This window comes from Pedobacter suwonensis (genome assembly GCF_007833675.1).
In the GTDB taxonomy this organism is placed as follows: Bacteria; Bacteroidota; Bacteroidia; order Sphingobacteriales; family Sphingobacteriaceae; genus Pedobacter; species Pedobacter suwonensis.
Map to the genome: position 1 here is coordinate 945315 of NZ_CP031708.1, position 23122 is coordinate 968436.

Sequence of the window (23122 nt, forward strand, 5' to 3'; positions counted from 1 at the left end):
CATAGTGCAACGAAAAAGCTATTCCATGCAGATTTTTCATCCTCCGAAAGCTTTTGATAGATGAACAATGCTTCTTCGAATTGTTTTGCTTTTCTAAGCTGATCAGCTTTTTGTTTAGAATCCTGTATTGACATTGAGAGTGTTATTCCCTAAATCTACAATTAAATTTCACTTTATGATAAAGATATTTCTAATCATTAAATCCAATACATTGTCATTAAAGATCTTAAATGAATCTAAGCCCTATTATAAATGAATTTATGCCTGATATAAAATCTAAAAAATATAGCGAGGCACTAACACTTACACTCGCTTCTCTCAACATATGTTTTATTATCATTACTATTGTAATAAAAACAACCACCCTTAGAGCCCTGATATAATTTTTGGCCCGATTTATAGGTACCGCATGGCGTATAAGTTTCAGTATCTGCCCCAACTTCATTTTGTTTGCTACAGGCCAGGATACTAATACTTAAAAATAGGATATAGTAAAATCTTTTCATGCAACCAAGATACATGGCCATGAGACATAAAAATTACGGGTTCCCGTATTGGAAGAAAATTCGTATTGAAAATTATTTTTTAAGCTAACACCCGTTCAAATACCCCTACAACTTTAAAATCAGTCAATTCATCTTCGGCTAATTCGATTGCTTCGTAAGATAAATCATCAGATAAAGGCTTTAAACTGATTGCATTGTGCTGCCAACCCTCATCTGTTACTACCTTTTTGCTGTGGTATTCTTTCACAGTATAACCAGAACCAAAATCAGCATCCTGAATAGCGGTGCTTTGAACCAAAACAATTTTACCGTTTCTACTGCCACCACCATCTTGCCTAAACAGGCAATAAGCACCATTTGGGATCCACTTATTCATCGACTCACCTACCACCCTACAAACGAAATAATCCTTTTTGGGTATAATATTGAACGGTAATTCTACCCATTCAAAATCTGAATGGATTTGTAAATCGCTAAAATTACCTGCAGCAGCCCTAATATCTAATAAGGGTACAGCATTTTCATAGGGTTTTACTTTTTCAAATGGTATTATTTTTAAAGCCGGTTCCTTTTCAAATAATGGAATATGCTTTTTAAGGTAAGCTGCCAGATTAGGGTTGCATGCATAAATAAAACTCCCTCTTATGCCGCGATAAAATACCGTTTTGTAAATATTGACAAGAAATTCTTTTAAATCTTCGTCATCATCAACTCCAATTTTACCGTAACCATCAAAGTACTCATCACGGTTTACTTCAATTTTGCCTGTTCCAATATTATAATCAATCTCTTTCCCGAAAATTAACCCCGTATAATTTAAATCGTAACCCTGTGTTGTATGTATACAACCAATTTCTTTAAAAGCATTTGGAGAATTAACCCAATCTGTGGTTACCTGGTTCCATTGAAAAGATAAACCATCAAGCTCTATATCAATTGCTGTTTTATCATCTTCTGATTTATATGGCCAACTATAACCTGCAACCATTCTACACAGGCCATGTTCCTGCTCTTTTTTACCCAGTTCGCGGTAAAGTTCTGCTAACGAATCGAAGTAGAGCAATTGATAATCTGATGACTGATAAACTGCTTTCTTATCAAGTTTTACATTCATTAAATCATCAACAAATTGGATGTAATCATTGCCACCCATTACACGCATTTGCGAATGCAGCTCTAGCTTTATCGTTTTTTGATCATCTAATAGCCTCGAAAAAAAAGTTTCAGGAATATCAGATGGTTTTACGGATTGGGCCTTATCATAAAAGAAAATCTGGTTTTTGCTATTGGCCATTATCCAATCCAGTTCATTTCCCGAATTGTCTAAACCAAGCTTTTGATTATTTTTCTTGAATGTACCTCTCCAGCCTATGTTTTTATATTGGCGCAAACGATGCGCCTCATCTACTATAAGCAGGTCGTACTTCTCGTTACTTTTAAAGGTATCGGATGGGCCGATTACCATTGATGATTTTAAGCCTGGTACTTGACTAAATACACGTTGTAAAGTTTTTCTTAGGGACGACATGGCTATAACCAATCCTATTTTTGCATTCGGATATTTAAGCTGAAAACTTTTTATATAGTTTACTTCTCTGATTTCGTCCTCATTAAATTCATCAACACTGGCATTAGTGATATCGGTAGCCAAAAGCTTAATTAAATAGGTTGCTAAAACTGTCTTTCCTGTACCTGCACTCCCTTTGATGAAAATGCGGGTACTATCATATTTATCAAGATTGGTGAGGATATCAAGTACCGAAGCATACTGATCTTTATTTAGCGAGGTATAGGGCGAATATTTAAATAAATCCGAATTCTCTACTTCCTTTAAAGATTTGCTTATGATTTTTTTATCGATCAGTTTTTTCCAAACTTCCTTAAATAAATCTTTATAAAGTTCCCGTTGGTAATAATTACGAACAATTAAGCCATCATTTCCATTTTTTAATTTGTAGGTACCCTCCGAAGAAATATATCTGATCAGGTTCGATTCAATATCAAGCGTTACCGATTTATTAAACTTATCACATCCGATTATCGAAATCTGATTAAATATGGAGGCTTTTACCGGATTAGCCAAATGGTTAGCAATGCGGCTGGCAGCATTGGTTGACTCACCTACGTAAGCTTCTGCTTTAGCATCATTCCTGATAAAATAAACAACTGGCCACTGGTTTCTTACCCAGGGGTTTTGCTGAATCTTAATTAAGCCTTGTTTATTAAAATCGTGAAATTCGGAAACATCTATAGAAAGTTCGAATGCCATATTTATAGCTCGTCATATTTTTTAGCAGTCCCTTTTGCCTTATCTACAGGATATTTGCTATCGTTAATTTTAATTTTATCCAGGATGATTTGTTTCACATCCAGGTTATATTTTTCAGCCAATAATAGCGCATAAGAGAAAACATCAGCAAGTTCTTCTTTTATCTTCTCAACATTGGCATCCTCGGCATTTTTCCATAAAAATAACTCGAGTAACTCTGCTGCTTCAATATTTAAGGCAAGTGCCAAATCTTTAGGATTATGAAACTGCGCCCAATCGCGCTCATCTCTAAATTTAATTAATGCTGCTGTTATTTCTTCGGTCATAAGGCTAATGATGCCCAATTTAAGAATATAGTGTTGATTTGGGAAATATCCCTATTAAAATTACATTGCTCGAAACATTAAAGCGATATTCCTTCAGCTAAATTCAGCAAGAATTCTGTTTTTTCTACAATCATTTTCTTCATTCTTCCATCAATCACTTTTTCCCAGGTTTTGAAATCATGCCAGTTTTTAAAAGATGGATCCATTTCATTAAACCAAGGCCACCAGTCGTTATTTCTTTTACTATTAAGTGGTAATGCCTTAAGTTGCTTTTTTAAGGCATCTGGTATTGGGTGTTCATTTGGATGCTCCTTACAACAAAAACCGTAAATCATATCTTTATCGTACGACTGAAATTGAAAGCCAATATTCATGAATTTCCACTCTGGTTTAGAAATCCAGAACCCTGTATAGCGTTGCTTAAAATCAACACGGTAAAAACAATTAAGATTTCTGTTGCTAAACTCCAGTTCCAGATCTTTTCCAAATTCCAAAGAAACTTTATCGAGTGCCTTGTCAATATTAGCAGCTATAGAAATAGATGCTTCTAAGTTATTTTTAATAATTTCTGAAAGTTCCTCTTGCATGGTATGGTTAAGCGTTTGGTTGGTTAAATATTTAATTAAATTAATGTATTGCGATATCGATTCGCGGATAATGGGGAGTATAGCACATTCTTTTCTACAATCTTCTAACCAATTAAGGATATTACTTTTATATGAAATGCATTTAAAATGTTCTCCATCTACTAATGTACCATAACTATTTTCATTTGGTTGGTTACCATTTAAAGTGAGGTATAAAATATCAGCATGCTCAGAATGTTTGTGGTATCGGGTTAGCTGGTTCTGCTGATCGCCGGCATAAATTTTATTTTCAACGATAATATGGTTATTACGCCCGTCGCTAATAAAGATATCAATCCTACCTCCTTCAGTCCTGTCGTCGTTAATAAAGCCAGCATGCTTTTCTATTTCTACATTACAATTCGCGGTATCAATATCCGCCCCTTTAAAGCAGAATGCTTTTATAAAAAGCTTCAAAAAAACATCTTTTTGTCCATGGCTCCCTTTCGGGTTAAGGAGTTCCGCTATGAATGCGGAGTGCATACGAACTTCAGATGATTCCAACTTAAGTATCCTAAACACATTAAAATGTTCTCCTGTTAATTCATTAACCTTTTTATATTTCGAGATGAGCGAATTTACCTGTCCAAACAGATTTTGGAATTCGCGGTAGTCTATATTCATTTAAATTATTTTATTTCTACCTATTATTAAATACAGCTAATTCCCACTCAGCTAAATGTAAATTGTCGTAACTCGCTTGTTCCCTTAAATCAGTAATACAGAGCATATAGTCATCCTTACAATTCAATTGTGTCCATCTTCTAGATTTATATTGTTTAGATTTTTTTAGTATAACACTATCAACTGGGCAATGCGGTGGCATATGCGCTAACCGATCCGTACACCATATATATTTTAGGTATAGATTTAATAATTTTTGTGCTGTACCAAAAGTTAGTTTGCCGTTTGTAAGTATCTCATCTTTATTGAATGCAATAATTTCTAAAATATTATCTACATGATCTTCATCTGAAACAAATACTTCATACCTTTTTATTATTTCGATAACATTTGCTCTAAGCTTCACTTTAAAAGCTTCCTTTTTCTTTCCGCTTTTATCATCAATATTTTTAGCATAAACAGAATTACGTTGGAAAGCGCCGGAGATACTTAGGTACCAAAGCTCATTTTCTATAAATTTATTTTTCATCTAACACAGCGTATTAATCAACACAAATAATTAAAGTTCGAGTTCCTTTTTGTAAAGAAATTTTCTTTCAAAAAATTGAGTTTGTTTGCTTGTATATGACCGTTGAGAAACAAGATAAATCCATTCCTTTGATAAGGAAGTGGCAAATTGGGGATGATACATTGGTATTACGTTAATTTAATTTTGAGATTGATCAAAAATTATAATTATAATTTAGATTTCAGCTAACTTTTTTCAAACTACTCATTTATCGTATAAAATATCTTATGGTCTTTATAATAGTTTACCAGATACTTCTTTGATCAAACTTCTTCTATTTACGCCACTTCTCCTTACGGTTTCCCCCATTCTTTTAAAAAAAATCTCTCCACTCCTTTTAGTTGTAAAGAAAATAATATTAACTTAATGCCAATTAATCTAATTTATTTACTTTTTAAAACTACAAGTTATGTCTAAAACGAATGAAACCGGCCACGCCAAAAACGTAGCCAATTTCGAAACCTTGTTGAGTTATGTAACCGGTTATGGCGCGGTGTACAACCCCAGCAATGCCAACATCCAGTTAAGCAGTTTAACCGAAAAAGCCACCGCAGCCAAAACCATTAACGAGCAGGTGCACGATGCGGCCGCTAAAAACAGCAATGCCATAGCCCTGCGCGATCTGGCTTTTGCCCCCTTAAAAAAATTGAGTACCCGCGTGCTGAGCGCCGTTAAGGCCAACAGTGTAGCCCAACAGGTATTGGATAATGCCGTAAGCCACCACCGCAAAATACAGGGGCAAAGGGCAACGGCCAAACTCACCCCCGAAGAAAAAAATAACCTGGCCGCCAGCGGAACGGTGGTTAACCAGGTTTCGGCCTCGCAACAGAGTTACGACAACCTGCTCGATACGTTAGATAAGCAGATTAAACTCTTAGCCACCATACCGCAGTATGCCCCTAACGAGATAGATTTGCAGCTAGCCAGCCTCACCACTTTATATAACGATTTATTGCAGAAAAACCGCGATGTGGTAGCCAAAACCACGCAGTTGAGCACCCTCCGCATTAACCGCAATAACGCACTGTACGATGCAGAAACTGGTATTGTTGCCCTGGCGCAGGATGTGAAAAACTATGTGAGATCTGTTTTTGGCTCAACCAGCCCCCAATACAAACAGATTTCGGGTATTCTGTTCCGAACGCTAAACTAACAACCCGATAATACCCTAAAAAATCATCCCTAATTTATTTCCCTATTTCCATTTAACAAGCGCAAAACGGGTTGCTGTTTCTCTTTCAGGCAATGCTTAGCGGTAAAATGGCGCATTGCATCGCCTCAACTATCTCCTGATACCGCTAAACTACCTGCTGCAAAGTCTGAACTACCGACTGCAACGTCTGAACTATCGACTGCAACCTCTGAACTACCGACTGCAACGTCTGAACTACCGACCGCAACCTCTGAACTATCGACCGCAACGTCTGAACTATCGACCGCAACGTCTGAACTGCCGACCGCAACGTCTGAACTGTCGACCGCAACGTTTGAACTGTCGACCGCAACGTCTGAACTATCAACCGCAACGTCTGAACTATCGACCGCAACCTCTGAACTAACGACCGCAACGTTTGAACTACCGACCGTAACGTCTAAACTATCGACCGCAACCTCTGAACTATCAACCGCAACCTCTGAACTACCGACCGCAACGTCTGAACTGTCGATCGCAACGTCTGAACTATCGACTGCAACCTCTGAACTATCGACTGCAAAGTCTGAACTATTGACTGCAACGTTTGAACTATCGACCGTAAAGTCTGAACTATCGACTGCAACGTTTGAACTATCGACTGCAAAGTCTGAACTAGCGACTGCAACGTCTGAACTACCGGCTGTAAAGTCTGAACTATCGACTGCAACGTTTGAACTATCGACTGCAAAGTCTGAACTGCCGACTGCAAAGTCTGAACTATCTACTGTAAAGTCTGAACTAACGACTGCAAAACCTGAACTATCGACTGCAAAGTCTTAACTGTCGACTGTAAAGTTTGAACTACCGACTGTAAAGTCTGAACTATCGACTGCAAAGTCTGAACTATCGACTGCAACGTTGAAACTGTCGACTGTAAAGTTTGAAATTGATGAAAGATTTTAACAAAAAAGGGTCGTCATTGCGAGGAGGAACGACGAAGCAATCTTTCCTGCTAGTGATCCCGGCTGTAAAGATTGCTTCGTCGGCTGAAAAAGCCTCCTCGCAATGACGAGTTTATTTTATTATAAATAATGTATTTCTTTCTAGTACACATGCGATCTGCACCCTGCTAACCGGCTTAGGATATGATGGAGTCCTTCGACTACGCTCAGGATGACAGAGTAAGAAGATTCCCTCTGCTCCATGCGATCTGCACCCCGCTAACTGGCCTCGCAGATTTCCGCCGGAAAAAAGCACGGAAAGCTTTGCAGTTACCCCTTCATAACCCACAGCCCAAGGCAGGATCAAAGCGGGAGCGGTGGGACAAAGCCAGGGCTAAGAGCCTCGATGCTGCCACAATAAAGATTTCCGTAGCTTTTTACAAGTAATTGCGCAGCAATCTTTCATACCGATAAAAACAACATTATCTCATAAAAAACGATGCAAGCCTTTCAGTTATGCCTTTTCTGTTGTTGTTTTTTAGGGCAGGCATGCTTTCGCTGCGCTCAGGTTGGTTACCTTTTTATCAAGAAACCTGCGAAGCAAGCTTGAAGACAGATAAAAACATATACAAACACTGAAAAAAGTAAGAGCCCCTCGGTGGCGGTGAGCCGAGGCAAGCCCGAGCCAAGGGCAAAAATGTACACTATTAACCTAACTTAAATGATTTCTCCACTACGGTCGAAATGACGGATTTCGCGATAACCTGCAATTAAAAGATCCTTCGTACCTACCATTGACGTATTTGTATAATGGTTTAATTTTCAACAACTTGCAAATTAAGTTCACCTGCTTTTTTTTGGAGGAAAATTATCTGTTGTTCTTTTAACTTTTCTTGATATCTCTTTACTCCCTGTTCAACATAATTCATCCCTTTATCAAATATTCTATAATAAAGTTCTGCTAATTTTCTTGCCGTAGCTTTTATAGCTATGCCAGAACCTTTTTTTGCTTTAAGTCTTCTGGCAAATGCTCCCAGCCCTGGCTGTTTGCTTAACAATATAGATTGGGCTGCCTGTTTAAATATTTGTCCCGCTCTGGTTGCAGGTTTTTTCTTACTTCTTTTATTCATCTTTCCTGACTGATGCTTACCTGGAGCCAGTCCCAACCAGGAAACAAAGTTTTTTATTGAAGGCCACTGTTTAATATTGTTACCAAGTTCAGCCGTAAGCCTCATTAAACTGTAATCTGTTAAACCTGGTAAGGTGGTCGGGTTTGCTCCATGAATTCCTAATAATAATTGGTGTAGCTGATCAATATTTGGCTTGTTATGGCGGATTGGTTTGACTGGATGCCTGTCTTTGTAATCTTTATTGGAAGAATTATTATAATCCTGAAGAACTTTTCCTGTTTCTATATCACATTTGGAAACCTGATCAATATAAAACATATATCCATCGAAGGCCTGCTGAAGTTCGAAAAGGTATTCTTCTTTGTAGTTGCCTTCAAGAGCGAGCAAAATATCTGTTCCCTTGTTCTTGATTAAGGATGGGGTACAGCATGCCAAAAGTTTTTCAGGTTTCCGTTCTCCTGCAAGGATAGCCTGTATCATTGCCATTCCACTGGCACCATGGGTTTGTGAAAGCACTTCTGGCAACCTTATATTCATCAGGGTTAGGGCTTTCTGCATATGCTGAACGTGGGAAGAGGCCATCTGTAGCTTATCTTCCCGCATCCGGGTATAAACCCTCAGTTTTCTTACAATGTCTTCAGGAACAAAGCTTTTGCGCAGTAGCCCGTAGCTAAAGAGCTGTTGAATCCACTGACAGTCTTGAACATCGGTCTTTCTGCCCGGAAGGTTCTTGCTGTCAGCAGGGTTTACCAGCGTAACCTCAAAACCATCAGACTCTAAAACATCATAAAGGGTAATCCAATAAACTCCCGTAGCTTCCATAGCAACATGGGTTATTGAACATTCTTTTAGATAGGCACTCAATTCCCTATAACAAGAAGTAAAAGTGCGGAAATTCCTTACTGTCTGGTTTTCTACAGAAACATAAACCTTTTCACTCCCAATATCAATGCCTGCACTATTGGGATAAATTTTGTTTAAAACACTCATTTCAAATAACAGAGCTTTTTAAATAAGAAGATAAGCTTAACGTATTTCAGATAAGGATATTACTACCATGCGGGATATCAAATGACTCACCAATATTGATTACTATTATACGCTAAAACAAAGCTCAGGAACAGGCTAATGCACTATTAAGGCGACTGTTATGCTGCTTATCTCCCTTAAACTCTACATAAAGTTAACGTCATTTATATTGATTTTTATATCATAAATTATCCCTCAGGATGACAGCAAAATGGGAAGTCCATCTGCACCCTGCTATCTGCACCCTGCTGCCCGGCCTCGCAGATTTCCGCCGGAAAAAGCACGGAAAGCTTCGCAGTTCCCCTCATACCCCCCAGCCCAAGGCAGGATCAAAGCGAGAGCGGTGGGACAAAGCCAGGGCTAAGAGCCTCGATGCTGCCGCTATCAAGATTTCCGTAGCTTTTTACAAGGAAGGATGCAAGCCTTGGGTTTTTGTTACTTTTGGGCCAAGCCAAAAGTAAGAGCCCTTCGGTGGCTAACCGAGGCAAGCCCGAGCCATGGCAAAGAATGTACTATTAACCTAACTGAAAAGATTTCTCCGCTACCACCCCCACCCCTCCTAAATGAGGCAGGAGTTCCCCTCATCATTTAAAATATTCTCTTAACCTTTAAACAACCCTGCAAAAATTTCATTCGAACGCAACTTTGCCTGATGATCGTAAATATGCGAGGTACTCATGATCTCATTTACACCATACTTTGCCACAAAAGCTGTTAAATTTTCCTGAATGGTTTTGGCGCTGCCAATAAAAGAGTAGTACAACATCTGCTCAACCGCTTCCTTTTCCATACGGTCCCAATACATATTGATATCATCAACCGCTGGTTTGAGCATTTCTCTTTTGCCGGTGATTACGCCAAGAAACATCCTTTTTACCGAACTCGATAAACGTTCTGCCTCCTCATCGGTATCTGCAGCAACCACATTTACACAAGCCATTACATAAGGCTCGCTCAAAAACGGTGACGGTTTAAAATTATTCTTGTAAATGGAAACGGCCTGTTCAAAATAAGTTGGGGCAAAATGACTGGCAAAAGCATACGGAAGTCCTTTTTCTGCTGCCAAACGGGCGCTATCGGTACTTGAACCCAAAATCCAGATCGGAATATCCAATCCTTCGCCAGGTATGGCTCTTACCCCCGCCCGGTTATTACCGGCAGAAAAGAATTGCTGTAATTTTTCAATATCTCTCGGGAAACTATGAACGGCATTAAAATTTTCGCCACGGATGGCCATTGCCGTAACCTGATCGGTGCCGGGCGCCCTGCCCAAACCAAGGTCAATGCGGTGAGGATATAACGACGCCAATGTTCCAAATTGTTCGGCAACTACTAGGGGCGCGTGGTTAGGCAGCATAATGCCTCCGGAGCCTACCCGTATGCGGGTGGTATTACCCGCAATATAACCAATCAATACCACCGGGGCCGAACTGGCCACGCCGGCCATGTTATGGTGTTCGGCAAACCAGTAACGCGTATAACCCAAAGCTTCAGACTGTTTTGCTAAATCTAAACTGGTTTTAAAAGTATCTGTAGCCGTAAAGCCGTCTAAAACGGTTGCAAGATCGAGAACGGAATAAGGTATATTTTTCAATAAGTGATCAGCCATAAACTAAAAAGATAAATCTGTATTGCAAAAATATCCTTAATAAAACCAAGTCTGCCTTAAATGAATACTTATGACGCTTAGCCAACACAACCAGCAATAGCACAAGAGGATCTGATGCAAAAAACAAAAAACTGAATCAGACATTACCCGTTACAGCACTGTAGGAGTTTGTATATTCTGGTAACAAAACAGATGCGCAGGCGCTCTTAAGTTGATTAAACTTATTATATTGATAGCAAATCAATTAGTTACTATAAACACCATTATTGTAGAGTATTTTATGGATTATGGCTATTGCCCGCATCAATTGAACTTAATTGACAAATATTTTAGTTAAATTAATAAACAAGGGAGAAACTTTAAATTATTGCGTACAGATAGTACGTTTTTCGTTACAAAAAGGCGTAATTTCGTTATAAGAGAACCAGATATTTTGAAGATGATTAAGTGCATAGCCATAGATGACCAGTACAGTTCCTTAGCAGGGCTACAAAAATATATAGAAGATACACCAAACATGCGGCTAGTGCAGCAATTTACAGATCCCATTACTGCTTTAAGAGAGTTAGCCAGCTCAGAAACAGTTGATGTAATTTTTATGGATGTGGAAATGCCCCAGATTTCAGGGCTCGAACTGGCCAAAGCTATCCGCTTCAGAACCAGAAAACTCATCTTTACCACTTCTCATCAGCAATATGCTTTTGATGCCTTTGAGGCTGCCGGAGATGCGTATTTGCTTAAACCATATAGCTATGCTAAATTTGCAACAACCATTACCAGGCTTTTTGGGCATGAAATGACGGGCGGAGCCAATGAAGACTATTTTCTGGTTAAAAATAAGGAAGAAGAACACCGTGCGGTAATGGTGAAATATGAGGATATTATCGCTTTTGAAAGCTTTCACAATTATATTAAATTACATACCGTAAGCAAAGTAATTATTGCTTACTTAAGCTTAAAAGATGTTCGTGAACAGCTTAGCATTAAAAAAGGTTTTATACAGTTACACCGTGGTTATATTGTGGCCATTGATAAAATTTTGCATATAGATGGCAACAGGATTACCATGAATAACCACATTAGCTTTACCGTTGGAGACATTTATCACCATGAATTTAAAAGTTTTATTTCCGAAAGGTTAATTATCAGTAGCCGCAAGAAATGACGGCTACTGAAATTGTTTTTGCTAATAGATGACGCCGGAGCTAATGGTACTGGTGGCTGATGTTGTTGTTGGTTCGGAATGGGTGGTTACTGCCTGCGTATTGTTAATATAATTTTTTTTGAATACAAACAGGGTCCGTTTGTTAAGCTTTTTAGTTTTCATAATTGTTTTTTTTCGAAAACTAGCGGCGGCGGCACCCTATAACTTTAGTTGTTACATGAATGGTAAAAATCTCGTGATGGATAGATTAAAACAGACTCCGAATATGATCTACAACTGGGCTTATCGATATCGGGTACATTTGATTGCCTGGGCCTCTTTTATCTTTTGGGAATCCATTATTGTTGGGTTGATATCAGGAGTTTTTGGAACATTAGGTAATTATGTAATCCATTATATCGTAAACATCTGTCTGTTTTATTTTCATGTTTGGTTACTCGAAAAAGCAACCAGTTCAACAAGGCATGCGATATTTAAAATCCCTTTGGCTGTGATTTTTGAACTCGCTTTGTATGTTGGTTTTGTTTTTTATCTCGATATCTTTTTAAGAAAATACACCAATTTCATCTCCATTGCAGCACCACCGGCAGAAACACGTTTACTGACGCTATTATGGAGATCTTCTTTTTTTCTGCTTTTTTCTACAGGTTACTATTTTTTAAAGCAGTTTATCAGTGAGCGGACGGAAAGATACCGTATTGAAAAACAGCGTTTTCAGATGCTTCTTGAGAAAGAGAAAATGGAAAAGGAATTGGCCATGTCTAAAAACGCTTTTATGAAAGCGCAGATTAACCCGCATTTGCTTTTTAATACCTTTGAGTTTGTACACCAAAAGCTGAGCACCTACTCTCCGGAGGATGCGAAAGTAATGCTCTACCTTTCTGATATGATGCGTTTTGCCGCCAATACTCAACATAATGAAGGTTTTGTATATTTAAGTGAGGAAATTTCACAGTGCGAAAACCTGATTGGTTTGCATCACATTACACAGGGCGCAATTTATATTGAAATGGCCAGCGGACCTGATCTTGATGAAATTAAGCTGATTCCACTGGTTTTGCTCACCATTCTGGAAAATATGTTTAAACATGGAAACCTAAGCGATGTAGAAAATAAGGCCAGTATAGCCGTGTATACTATTGATGGTAAACTACACATCGAAAGCCGTAATTTACCCAGATTGGTAAAAAGTAAAGTAGGCTTCGGCTCCGGTATGGATAATATCCGTAACCGTTTAAACTATGCCTACCATCAGGATGCCGAAATGACCGCCGGAATTGATGAAGAAGGTTTTTATCAGGTAAACATCAGTATTTCTTTATCAGCACTAAACATGGCCCCAAAACTTATGAAAGCTGAACAGGCTATTACTGTTTAATTATTCAAGAGTTTATTAAATACAATTAACGGCCATACCAGCATGTTAACGAAAACCAACTATCGTTGCTAAATAGCCTTGTAACTGGAGCTTTCATTCTTCCGGTGAAGCTGCTTTACAAAAATCTGGTTCAACATTATGGTTGTAAACTTTAAAACAGTCCAGGCGCTGGCTTCTTCCGGTTGTTTAATCTGCATTGCATCGTATGGCCATCAGTCAGCTTAAAGAATAAATCTGGGTCAATCATCAAGGTTTAGGCTCTGCATATACGGCTGCAATCTGTGCTGAAAGATATGTAAAAGCAAGTGGTATTTCAGCAGCTGCATTTTTGATGTTGCCTTCGATAAAAATAAATCCTTTATATTTTATCTGGTGCAAAGCCTTTAAATAAGGTTTAAAATCATCGCCCATTACACCAGGCAGCGACCTTTTTTCTTTTTCAGCAACTTCTGCAAATCCAATCCATTTACCGGCCTTGATAATTTCATCTGGAGCCTCGCCCTCACGCATCATATGAAATATATCAGCATTTAACCTGAAATTTGGGTGGTTAACTTTTTTTACCACCTCAGCTGCCGATTTTAACGAGGTAATGAAGTTTGTTTCGGTAGTTTCCAGGTTTTCTAACAAAATTGTAACCTCATATCTGCCTGCAATTTGGGCCAGCTTTTTACATAAACCAATAAAATCTGTTTTTGCCTTCACCATATTGTAACCTGCAGGAATACTCCTGGCACCCGAGCTTCCTAAAACAATAAACTTAACCCCTGCCCGCCCGGCTCTTGAAAGCACCGTTTCGGTATATTTTAAAACTTTTGCTTCATCTACATCAGGTCCGGCAATTTTAATATTTGATGGAAAGAAAAGATTACAACTTAACACTTTACATTTTGCTGCCTTGATTTTTTCGAGATTAGCGTTGAACTGCTCATCTGTTAACTGAGGCGAAAGCAATTTCGGAACTGATTCGCCGATCATTTTAAAACCTGAAGCATAAGCTAAACTATCCTGTGCTAAACCAGATACGATACCTAAACGGGGATAATCTTGCTTATCCGGCATGAAACTACAGCATATGGTAAAAATCAGGCCGATTAAAAAAATTGGGTAACTGGATTTCATACTTCTCATATTATTCAGAACATGGGTTAGAAAAAATCTGGCTTTTTTTGAGTTTTTGAAACACATTTTAAAGCCTGGCGATTAGACTGCAATAAGCAAATACGATACAGATATTATTGATATGTGGCCCTGAGGGTGAAAAAGCCATAACCTACATAATCATCACCATTAATTTATGAAAGTGCCGTTTTAATATTTTAACGGCACTTCGGTTACTTACCTTGAGCGGTAAACCTGTCAGATTAGTTTTGTATCTAACCTATAGTACAGCTCGACGGGGTTTATGCTGCGTCGTAAATCACAACCTTTTCAAAGTAAATCCTGAACTCATCCAGGAAAGCTTTATGTAATGGGTGAACCTGGTAAATATCATGTGCTGCCAGGTCTTCAAATAATATCAGCAGGCTGAAGGTGTAAGTGGTATCTACAACAGCACGCTCAATGGGTGCCGGTACACCGACATGAAAAGTTTTTACTACTTCAATATTTTCTAATGTTTGTAAGCTGTTGCGAAAAGCAGCTTTCTGCTCATCGGTGGTATCGGCTTTTAGCCAGAATAAAACGTGGTGTGCGATCATCTTTAAATTTTTTACCAAATATAAAGGAAAGCATTAAAGAAGCTACGCTTATCCAAAAACACTTTTAGCTTTCTCTACCGCCTTGATCAAATCTATTCCTTTGCCTAAAACGCCTTTAAAAAGATCTCCTTCAACCTTTAGTCGATCAATGGCGTTAAAAATATTAAAATCTTTCATTTTCAAACCTGGCTTAACTTCATCCCAATGTAATGGCATTGATACCGTTGCACCAATTTTCGGACGTAAAGAATAAGGCCCGGCAATGGTTGCCCCTGGCCTGTTCTGTAAAAAATCGAGATACATTTTGCCTTTTCTGGCACTGATCATCCGCTCCAGGGAAGTATATTCGGGTATTTGCTGGTGTACCAGGTTCACCACTATTTTGGCAAACATCTGGCTTTGATCGTAACTGTATTTTGCATTTAACGGAATATAAATATGTATCCCGGTTGAGCCTGATGTTTTGCAATAACTGGGTACATCAATCGCGTCCAGTACCTTTTTGGTTTCCAATGCGGTTTCCACTACCTGATCGAAAGATTGTTTATCGGGGTCTAAATCAATTACGCAATAATCGGGATGATCGGGGCTTTGTACCCTGCTAAACCAGGGATTCATCTCAATACAGCCTAAACTGGCCATCCAAAGCAAAGAAGCTTCATCTGTTCCAACCAGGTATTCCTTTTTTTCACCGTCACCATTTTCATAAGGGAAGGTTTTGGCCCAGTCAGGTGCTTTCCCCTTTACATCTTTCTGGTAAAAACTTTTGCCATGTATGCCCCCAGGGAAACGGTTGAGCGACTGCGGACGGTCTTTCAGATAAGGCAAAATATATTCAGCAACCTGGTAATAATAATTAAACATATCTCTTTTCGTCACCTTATCTTCGGGCCAGTATATTTTACTCAGGTTGGTAAATTTAAGTTCATGCCCTTTAATTTTCCTTACCTGGGTTTCATCCTTTGGGTTTAACAAGGTTTTCGGTACTTTGCCTTCGGGTGCTTTAATTGCTTTTGCATGTGGGTTTTGGGTCTCTGCATCTTCCACTACTTTTTCGGTTGGCATTTCTACCTCCCTGACCACTTCTTTGGCTTTTTTATCTTCGCGCATGCCCTGAAAGGAAGGATGACGGAAAACCCCATCATCTGTTACTTCAGCAAAAGCAACTTCGCATACCAGTTCGGGTTTTAACCAGGTGGCTTTTGCCTTTGGCGGATTGGGCCTGAAACGCGAGGGTTTATTTACATCAGGAATACTTTCGAAAGGACTCTGATCTACAATAATCGGCTTAAACTGCTCCATCATGGATTTTTGGAGCTTGTCTGAAAATCCAGTCCCCACTTTGCCTACATACTGCAGTTTTCCCTGTTCGTAAACGCCCAGTAGCAAAGAACTGAAAGATTTGCTGGTATCGGCATTTTTGGTAAAACCTGCAATAACCACTTCCTGCCTTTTATGTACCTTAATTTTAAGCCACTCTTTAGATCTGTAATTTGTGCTATAGGTGCTGTCTGTTTTTTTTGCGATGATTCCCTCTAAGCCCATCCTTTCGGCCGCATCAAAAAAATCAACGCCGCTTGCTTTAAAAACTTTTCCTAAACGTATCCGGTCATCGTTTGTGGGTAAAACCTCGTTTAATATGGCCTGGCGCTGATAAAGTGGCAGCTCCATCAGGTTCTTCCCTTCATACCACAGGATATCAAACACATAAAAAACAAGTTCGCCATCTGCCTCGCTTCTCCAGTTCTGCAATGAACCAAAATTAGATATGCCCTTATCATTTAACACCAAAATTTCGCCGTCAAGAACTGCATTCAGTTTCCAGTCTGAAAGCAGATCGTAAATGGAATAAAATTTTTCATTAAAGGATTTATTATTTCTGGATAACAGGTCTACCTTACCTTTGTTAAGAAAGGCCATGGCACGGTAACCATCCCATTTTACCTCGTACTGCCAGTCAGGGTCATCAAACGGTTCGTTAACCAGCGTGGCCAGCATGGGCTTTATTCCTGTGGGGATAGCAGTTTTCGGCGCTTTTTTCAGAATGCTTTTAACATCTACGGTAACTTCATCACCAACGGATTTAGTTTCTTTCTTTACCTTTGGTTTCGGGCTTTTTTTTTCCGTTTTCAAATCCTGCTCTTTTCCCGCTTTCCAAACTTTATCTGATGTTTTTTCCATCTTTTCGATCGTTTTACCAGACAGCACAGATTTATCTTCTTTGGTAATATCTTTCGTTGAAGCGTAGTCGTCTTTATGTTTGATCAATAACCAGCCATTTTCGCCCATGCCATTTGTTTTAACAAGTGCAAATTCGCCTTGAAGTTTTTCTCCATTCAGCCTGATTTTTAAAGAACCATCATTTAACTGACCCAGCAAATGTTTCTCCTGTGCTTTTTTGCCTTTAATGGCTTCTATCGGCTCATACGTACCTTCATCCCATACAATAACGGTTCCCCCGCCATATTCGCCCTCTGGTATAATGCCCTCAAAATCTTTATAATCATAAGGGTGATCTTCTACCATCATAGCCAGGCGTTTAATTTTAGGATCGGTTGAAGGACCCTTTGGTACCGCCCAGCTTTTTAAAACGCCTTCCATTTCGAGTCTGAAATCGTAATGCAACCTCGAAGCATCGTGTTTTTGAATGACGAAATGTAATTTATTCCGATCGCTGCTTTTACCCGATTTCGGTTCGGTAGTTTTGGAGAAATCGCGTTTGGAAACATACTTTTTCAGACTCATAGAATTAATGTTTTACTTTTTCAAATAATCTTCAACTGCACTGGCAGCGGTACCCACTGTTTCTACGGCGGCCTTGAGTTTATCTTTGCTCACACCAAATTTGTTAGACCAATAATCCAGCTCATAACCTTCATTAACATTGATCCTTTCGCGATCAGGGTTACCTGTTTTTTGTTTATCATCCATAACTGTTCTTGATTAGATGATTATAAAACAGCCCCATAACAAAAAAGGTTTTAACCTCCGTTTGTACAAACAGCTGTTAAAACCTAAAAAAAACAAACATTTAAAATTTAATCTGCTAACGCAGTAACCATTTCAGGTTCTGTTTCTTCTGCATACCAGAAACTATTATAGGTTGCACTGTAAATAATCCTCAACCAAACCAGAAAATAAGGAAAGCTGATGATTGCCAGTGATAACGGATGCGATTTTGCGAACACCGGGAATAACAACAGCGGGAAATTACAGGTAATTAACAATAAAATGGGTAGTAGTATCCTTTTCATCACCTCATGCTTTTCTTTCACATACCATACACCTACCCCGATAATGGGAATGATAAAAGTGCAGTCTTCTGCACCTGTGCTAAACAATACCGGAAAAATCAAAACCGATGACAGGATCATTAACTGGAAGCGGCTTTTTTTGAAACGCGACAGGTTTATAAAAGGCAAACTGAATAATAAAGCACCAAGGCTCAGCAATAGAAAGTTCGGTATATTCTTTTCATTTAAAAGTGCTCTGAAGAAACCCATAATGGAAATATCAATCCCCCCTCCCAGTACGTTTACCATATTTTTACTCATTAAAGAGTTTTTCCAATCTACATAACTGTGCAGCACATAACCTGGTGAAGCGATAAGCATCGGTAATAAAAATATAACCACCGACCATAAAAGCAACCACAACACAAAAGAGAGCTTATTTTTAGAAAAAAAGAAAAAAACCAGCCCCACAATGCCGTACAATTTAATAAAGGTACCCAGTACAATGCAAAGTGCAGACCATATTCCTTTATCTTTATTGAGCAGGGTATAACTTAATATCATTAATGCCCCCGCACCGGCATTAAACTGCTGATTGAGCATCGATTCTATTAAACAGGGAATAGCGATATAACCTACAGCTATTTTTTGATCTTCAGTTAAGGGCAAGGTTTGCACGGCCTTAAAAAGGAAGAAGCAATTAAACAGGTTCCATAACAATAATCCTATCCAGTTATGAAAAATGGCAAATGGGGCAATCAACACACTAAAAACAGGGCCATAATGATTGGAATCATCATGGTAAGCCGGATAATTTGCATAGAGTGATCGCTCATGCAGTAGGTTTCTGAATGTATTTTCGAAAATCAGATAATTGTTGTAACGGTTTGTTATCCAGGAATCTATTACAAAAATAAGGGTAATCAGCACCCAGATAAACAATACAAAACGATTGTCTTGATAGAACTTACGACCTGAAGGCAAACTTTGATTGCTGGCTAGAAAATAATTTAGCATTTGTAAAAAATATATTACAATACAATTATAAAAACGAAAATCGACAAAACCTAATGTTTTATGAATGAAAGTGATGTGGGTTAAATGCGAAAAAAAATTACTATACGGGTAATGATGCAATAAAATCTGACTTTTCGGTGTAAACACGTGCTTTAACCTATAATTTAAACAGAACCTGTTATTTATACGATATTTCTGAGAATTTACTGACAAAACTTTAAAACCAAATGGAATTCTGCCTGTTTAAATAGATGATTACTAACCAAAATTTATAGACATGGAATATCAAGTTAATTCGATGAATGCCAGGAAAGAATTTATCGAAATCGCAGATGAGCAGGATCGCAATTACTGGGCTGCAAGATTAGGCATCAGTACTGAAAAGCTTAAATCAGCCGTAAAAGCATTACACAGCATGGAGTTTTCAAAACTGAAGGAACATTTCATGATGGAAAAAATTAAATCAGGAAGTACCTATCAACGTTTTGTAAATCAATAACCGATATATGAATAACAAGAATGAAAGCAAAAATACGGTAGCGGTTGAGCAAACCATTACCGAATATACGCACCTGATTGATCTTCCAGCAGTTAAAGGTGTTTTAAACCGGAAAATTAAAGGTAATAACTTAAGCCATCCAAATGCCGGCATCAGAACGTTATCGGTATTTTTTCATAAAAATGGATTGTCTAACTTACTTTAGGTGATTAAAGAACGATTGGTACAGGCTGTTTATAGCGGCACGGCTAAAGTCGGGTAATCCGTCTGTATAAGTCGCATTTATTCCATTGGTAATGATCACAAATCCAAATTTATGTTTAGGATTAAAAAACATCGTACTGTGTAAACCATAGGCTGAGCCGGTATGCCCTTTTAGCTTAACTCCCGGTATCAAATCATCTGCAGTCATGATGGCTAAACCATAGCCCTCATCAGCACTTAGCGCCGTTTGCATTATTTTCGCACTTTTTCTGTATATTATTTTCACGCCATCTGATGTTCCGTAGTTCATGTGCATGATCATATATCTGGCCAAATCATGAGCAGAAATTTTCATTCCGCCGGTTGGCGAAAAAATAGGTGTGGTGTAGCCCATTACATAATTGGCAATCTCGGTTCGCCTCGGCGCATAAGCATTTGATGACAGTGTATAACTTTTACTATCAGGATGGTATTCATACAGTTTTACAAAACGTGTACTATCTAAAGAATCAACACAATACCCTGCATAAAGATCCAACGGCTTTATGATATGTTGTTTTATATAGTTATCAAAACGTTCACCAGATATTTTTTCGATAACAGCACCAATCATATTAAAGTTAAGGTTACAATAATCAAATTTGCTTCCAGGGGCATAATCGTTATAACATTTGGCCCAGTCTGGATTTTTATCAGGATTGATCAAATCGAAATTTAAATATCCTTGCGAATCGTTTAAACCGGAAGTATGTGATAATGCCATTTTTAAGGTAATTTTCTGATCGGGAAATTTTGGGTTCCTGACTTTAAAACCCACCAGCTCTCCGAAATCATCATCGAGCGAAATTTTACCTGCCTCTACCAGCTGCATGATGGCAGTTGCTGAAAAAGACTTGGAAATGGAAGCAATTCTGAAAATATCCTGGTTGTTTAATGGGGCCTCATGCTCCAAATCCTTTAAACCGAAAGAGTGGTTATAAATTATCCGGCCATCTTTTACCACAGCCACTGAAGCCCCAACTGCACTATATTTATCCATTACCGATTTAAAGTCTGCTTCAGCTTTTTCTTGCTGTGCCTGAACTGCTGAGCTTAACCCAACGATTAGTAGTAGTGCATAAAAGTATTTAAATTTCATAAGCTAGCAGGATAAGATGAACATAGATCGTATAGTAAAAAGTTCTGAAGTATTTCAGGAAATTATTTGTCGTCGTTTACTTCCAGCCAATGGCCATCCGGATCTTTAAAATAAATCTGTTTTACACCATCAACGCGAAGCGTAATGCCTTTTTCTTTTCCGGCCCAATCTTCAAAGCTGATGTTTTTGGCGTTTAGTTTTTTTACAAAATCATCAATTGATGGAACGCTGAAACATAAGTGTCCATTTTTGTCGAAAGTTTCATTGCCTTTTGCACCCTGTATCAGGTGAAGCTGTCCGGCAGGCCCTAAGGTAAACCAGGTATGCCGATTATCTTTAAAAGGTTCAGGAATTATTTTAAGGTTGAATACACTTTGGTAAAAAGTAGTGGCTTTGCCCAGATCTGACACATAAACAGCGATGTGATTTAAAATAGCGGGTGTGTTTTCGGTTTTATTTTGTGCCATGGTTTTTTGAAAAATAATAGACAATAGCATGCCAGCGGTCAGGATGATTTGTTTCATGCCTAAATATCACACTTAAATGCGAATATTGGTAATTTAAGTGCTTGCGTCATGGCTTATTTACAAATGAAAAGGCTTTATCAGTGTCAGCTGGTAACAGCAGACACCACGGAAAAAATATGATGCAAAAAACCTGTCGCTTAGGTTGATCTCTATATCATAAATTGTTCCTCAGAAAGCAACATTTTAATAAAAAAGGTCTTAGCGAGACGCTAAGACCAGAAAAGAATATTAATAATTTAAGTGCTTGCGTCATGGCTTTTTTACAAATGAAAGGGTTTTATCAGTGTCAGCTGGTAACAGCAGACACCACGGAAAAGATCAAGACGCCAAGACCAAATCATTCTAACAAGGTAAAAAAGATTCGTCGCTGCGCTCAGAATGACAATGTTAATTTGCCAAACTTTCAAATTCTTCCTGAGTCAATTCAATTTCTGCAGCTTTTAAGTTTTCTTTTAAATGTTCTACAGATTTTGTTCCGGGAATTAAAAGGATATTTGATGATCTTTTTAACAACCAGGCCAGAGCAATCTGAGCAGTAGTGGCTTTATGTTTTTCGGCAATCGCTTTGATTTTATCTGCTAATTTATGCGGACCAGAAGCTAAAGGGAACCATGGGATAAAGGCCAGACCTTGTTCTGCCGTAAAATCTAAAACCCGCTCCCATTGCCTGTTGCCAAGGTTGTATAAATTTTGAACAGAAACTACGGGAAGAATATCCTGAACCTGCTTAATCTGATCAATGGTTACTTCTGATAAACCCACATGTTTTATTTTACCTTCCTTAACCGCTTCGGCCACCGGAGCCAGGATTTTGGCAACCTCAATATTCGGATCAATGCGATGCAGTTGCCATAAGTCGATTGAATCTACTTTTAAGCGTTGCAAACTGCCTTCAATATCCTGTCTGATTTTTTCAGGTGTTCCATTAGGTACCCATTTATTAGGGCCTGGGCGGTCGAAGCCACCTTTGGTAGCAATAAAAAGGTCTTTTTGAAAAGGTGATAAGGCATCTGCAATAAGCGATTCATTAAACTTCGGCCCGTAAGCTTCTGCTGTATCGATAAAATTAACGCCATTTGCTACTGCTTCGCGCAAAACGGTTATTGCATTTTCGCGGTCTGCCACTTCGCCAAAAACACCGTTACCCGTTAACTGCATGGCGCCATAACCTAAACGGTTAACCTCTAACCCGCCAAATTTAAATGTTGTTTTTCCCATTTTATTTCAGATATAATGATAAATTCTACGATAAAGATAACCACAGGTAAATCGCATTGTTTTCCAAACGAATTTTATGATAAATAAATGAGGAACTGATGTACTCACTAAACTAATATGTGTCAGATGGTAACATCTGACACCACTGGTAATGATAAAAAAATGAGGAACTGACGTATTAACTAAACTAATACGTGTCAGATGGTAACATCTGACACCACTGATGTCGAGGCTGTTTCAGAAATGGTTTTGGAGATTTTTGGCAGAATAATATTTTGAA

The 23122-nt window shown here is 38.5% G+C and carries 20 protein-coding genes; 5 read left to right on the top strand and 15 right to left on the bottom strand.

The features are described 5' to 3' along the window. Window positions 1-585: 585 nt before the first annotated feature. From DV942_RS03725 to DV942_RS03740, 4 genes are all read right to left on the bottom strand, one after another. Window positions 586-2775 (bottom strand): DNA/RNA helicase domain-containing protein, encoded by a 2190-nt coding sequence (locus tag DV942_RS03725; RefSeq protein ID WP_222431160.1) that lies wholly within the window; start codon window positions 2773-2775, stop codon window positions 586-588. A gap of 2 nt (window positions 2776-2777) precedes the next feature. After that, window positions 2778-3101, bottom strand: coding sequence for a nucleotide pyrophosphohydrolase (locus DV942_RS03730; protein WP_145855382.1), 324 nt, complete (start codon window positions 3099-3101; stop codon window positions 2778-2780). Between the two features lie 77 nt (window positions 3102-3178). After that, window positions 3179-4351 (bottom strand): PDDEXK-like family protein, encoded by a 1173-nt coding sequence (locus DV942_RS03735; RefSeq protein WP_145855384.1) that lies wholly within the window; start codon window positions 4349-4351, stop codon window positions 3179-3181. A gap of 16 nt (window positions 4352-4367) precedes the next feature. Then, the gene (locus DV942_RS03740) at window positions 4368-4880 is read right to left on the bottom strand and encodes a hypothetical protein (RefSeq protein WP_145855386.1); all 513 of its coding nucleotides are present in this window, start codon (window positions 4878-4880) and stop codon (window positions 4368-4370) included. A 448-nt stretch (window positions 4881-5328) separates the two neighbouring features. Between DV942_RS03740 and DV942_RS03745 the strand changes: the two genes are divergently transcribed. Next, a complete protein-coding gene (locus tag DV942_RS03745) occupies window positions 5329-6072 on the top strand; it encodes a hypothetical protein (protein ID WP_145855388.1) in 744 nt (247 codons plus the stop codon). Between the two features lie 1738 nt (window positions 6073-7810). Here DV942_RS03745 and DV942_RS03750 read toward each other — a convergent pair. Further along, window positions 7811-9115 (bottom strand): IS110 family RNA-guided transposase, encoded by a 1305-nt coding sequence (locus DV942_RS03750; RefSeq protein ID WP_145854574.1) that lies wholly within the window; start codon window positions 9113-9115, stop codon window positions 7811-7813. A 640-nt stretch (window positions 9116-9755) separates the two neighbouring features. Continuing rightward, window positions 9756-10763 carry an LLM class flavin-dependent oxidoreductase gene (locus DV942_RS03755; protein WP_145855391.1) on the bottom strand — a complete coding sequence of 336 codons (1008 nt, stop codon included), beginning with the start codon at window positions 10761-10763 and terminating at the stop codon, window positions 9756-9758. Between the two features lie 439 nt (window positions 10764-11202). Between DV942_RS03755 and DV942_RS03760 the strand changes: the two genes are divergently transcribed. Next, window positions 11203-11928 carry a LytR/AlgR family response regulator transcription factor gene (locus tag DV942_RS03760; RefSeq protein ID WP_090986840.1) on the top strand — a complete coding sequence of 242 codons (726 nt, stop codon included), beginning with the start codon at window positions 11203-11205 and terminating at the stop codon, window positions 11926-11928. A gap of 21 nt (window positions 11929-11949) precedes the next feature. Here DV942_RS03760 and DV942_RS23405 read toward each other — a convergent pair whose 3' ends face one another. Next, window positions 11950-12090: a hypothetical protein gene (locus DV942_RS23405; RefSeq protein WP_186462418.1), complete on the bottom strand. Its 141-nt coding sequence runs from the start codon at window positions 12088-12090 to the stop codon at window positions 11950-11952. A 76-nt stretch (window positions 12091-12166) separates the two neighbouring features. On the opposite strand from DV942_RS23405, the gene DV942_RS03765 reads away from it, so the two are divergent. Then, complete coding sequence (locus DV942_RS03765) at window positions 12167-13306, top strand: sensor histidine kinase (protein WP_186462419.1); 1140 nt, start codon at window positions 12167-12169, stop codon at window positions 13304-13306. Between the two features lie 246 nt (window positions 13307-13552). Here DV942_RS03765 and DV942_RS03770 read toward each other — a convergent pair whose 3' ends face one another. From DV942_RS03770 to DV942_RS03790, 5 genes are all read right to left on the bottom strand, one after another. Then, window positions 13553-14368 carry a sugar phosphate isomerase/epimerase family protein gene (locus DV942_RS03770; RefSeq protein WP_186462420.1) on the bottom strand — a complete coding sequence of 272 codons (816 nt, stop codon included), beginning with the start codon at window positions 14366-14368 and terminating at the stop codon, window positions 13553-13555. Window positions 14369-14709: 341 nt separating this feature from the next. Then, window positions 14710-15006, bottom strand: coding sequence for a Dabb family protein (locus DV942_RS03775; RefSeq protein WP_145855397.1), 297 nt, complete (start codon window positions 15004-15006; stop codon window positions 14710-14712). A gap of 48 nt (window positions 15007-15054) precedes the next feature. Continuing rightward, window positions 15055-17751, bottom strand: coding sequence for a DNA ligase D (ligD, locus tag DV942_RS03780; RefSeq protein WP_145855398.1), 2697 nt, complete (start codon window positions 17749-17751; stop codon window positions 15055-15057). A gap of 12 nt (window positions 17752-17763) precedes the next feature. Then, window positions 17764-17937, bottom strand: coding sequence for a DUF3606 domain-containing protein (locus DV942_RS03785; protein WP_145855400.1), 174 nt, complete (start codon window positions 17935-17937; stop codon window positions 17764-17766). 107 nt (window positions 17938-18044) lie between these two features. Further along, entirely contained in the window at window positions 18045-19256 is a 1212-nt protein-coding gene (locus DV942_RS03790; protein WP_145855402.1) for a glycosyltransferase family 87 protein, read from the bottom strand. A 277-nt stretch (window positions 19257-19533) separates the two neighbouring features. On the opposite strand from DV942_RS03790, the gene DV942_RS03795 reads away from it, so the two are divergent. Further along, the gene (locus DV942_RS03795; protein ID WP_090986855.1) at window positions 19534-19755 is read left to right on the top strand and encodes a DUF1877 family protein; all 222 of its coding nucleotides are present in this window, start codon (window positions 19534-19536) and stop codon (window positions 19753-19755) included. A gap of 7 nt (window positions 19756-19762) precedes the next feature. Then, complete coding sequence (locus DV942_RS03800) at window positions 19763-19960, top strand: hypothetical protein (protein WP_145855404.1); 198 nt, start codon at window positions 19763-19765, stop codon at window positions 19958-19960. Here DV942_RS03800 and DV942_RS03805 read toward each other — a convergent pair. The 3 genes from DV942_RS03805 to DV942_RS03815 all read right to left on the bottom strand — a co-directional run bounded on the left by DV942_RS03805 (window position 19952) and on the right by DV942_RS03815 (window position 22842). Then, window positions 19952-21097, bottom strand: coding sequence for a serine hydrolase domain-containing protein (locus tag DV942_RS03805; RefSeq protein ID WP_145855406.1), 1146 nt, complete (start codon window positions 21095-21097; stop codon window positions 19952-19954). The genes DV942_RS03800 and DV942_RS03805 overlap by 9 nt on opposite strands. Before the next feature lie 62 nt (window positions 21098-21159). Further along, window positions 21160-21621 (bottom strand): VOC family protein, encoded by a 462-nt coding sequence (locus DV942_RS03810; RefSeq protein WP_244950822.1) that lies wholly within the window; start codon window positions 21619-21621, stop codon window positions 21160-21162. A gap of 390 nt (window positions 21622-22011) precedes the next feature. After that, window positions 22012-22842 (bottom strand): aldo/keto reductase, encoded by an 831-nt coding sequence (locus DV942_RS03815; protein ID WP_145855408.1) that lies wholly within the window; start codon window positions 22840-22842, stop codon window positions 22012-22014. Window positions 22843-23122 lie beyond the last annotated feature (280 nt).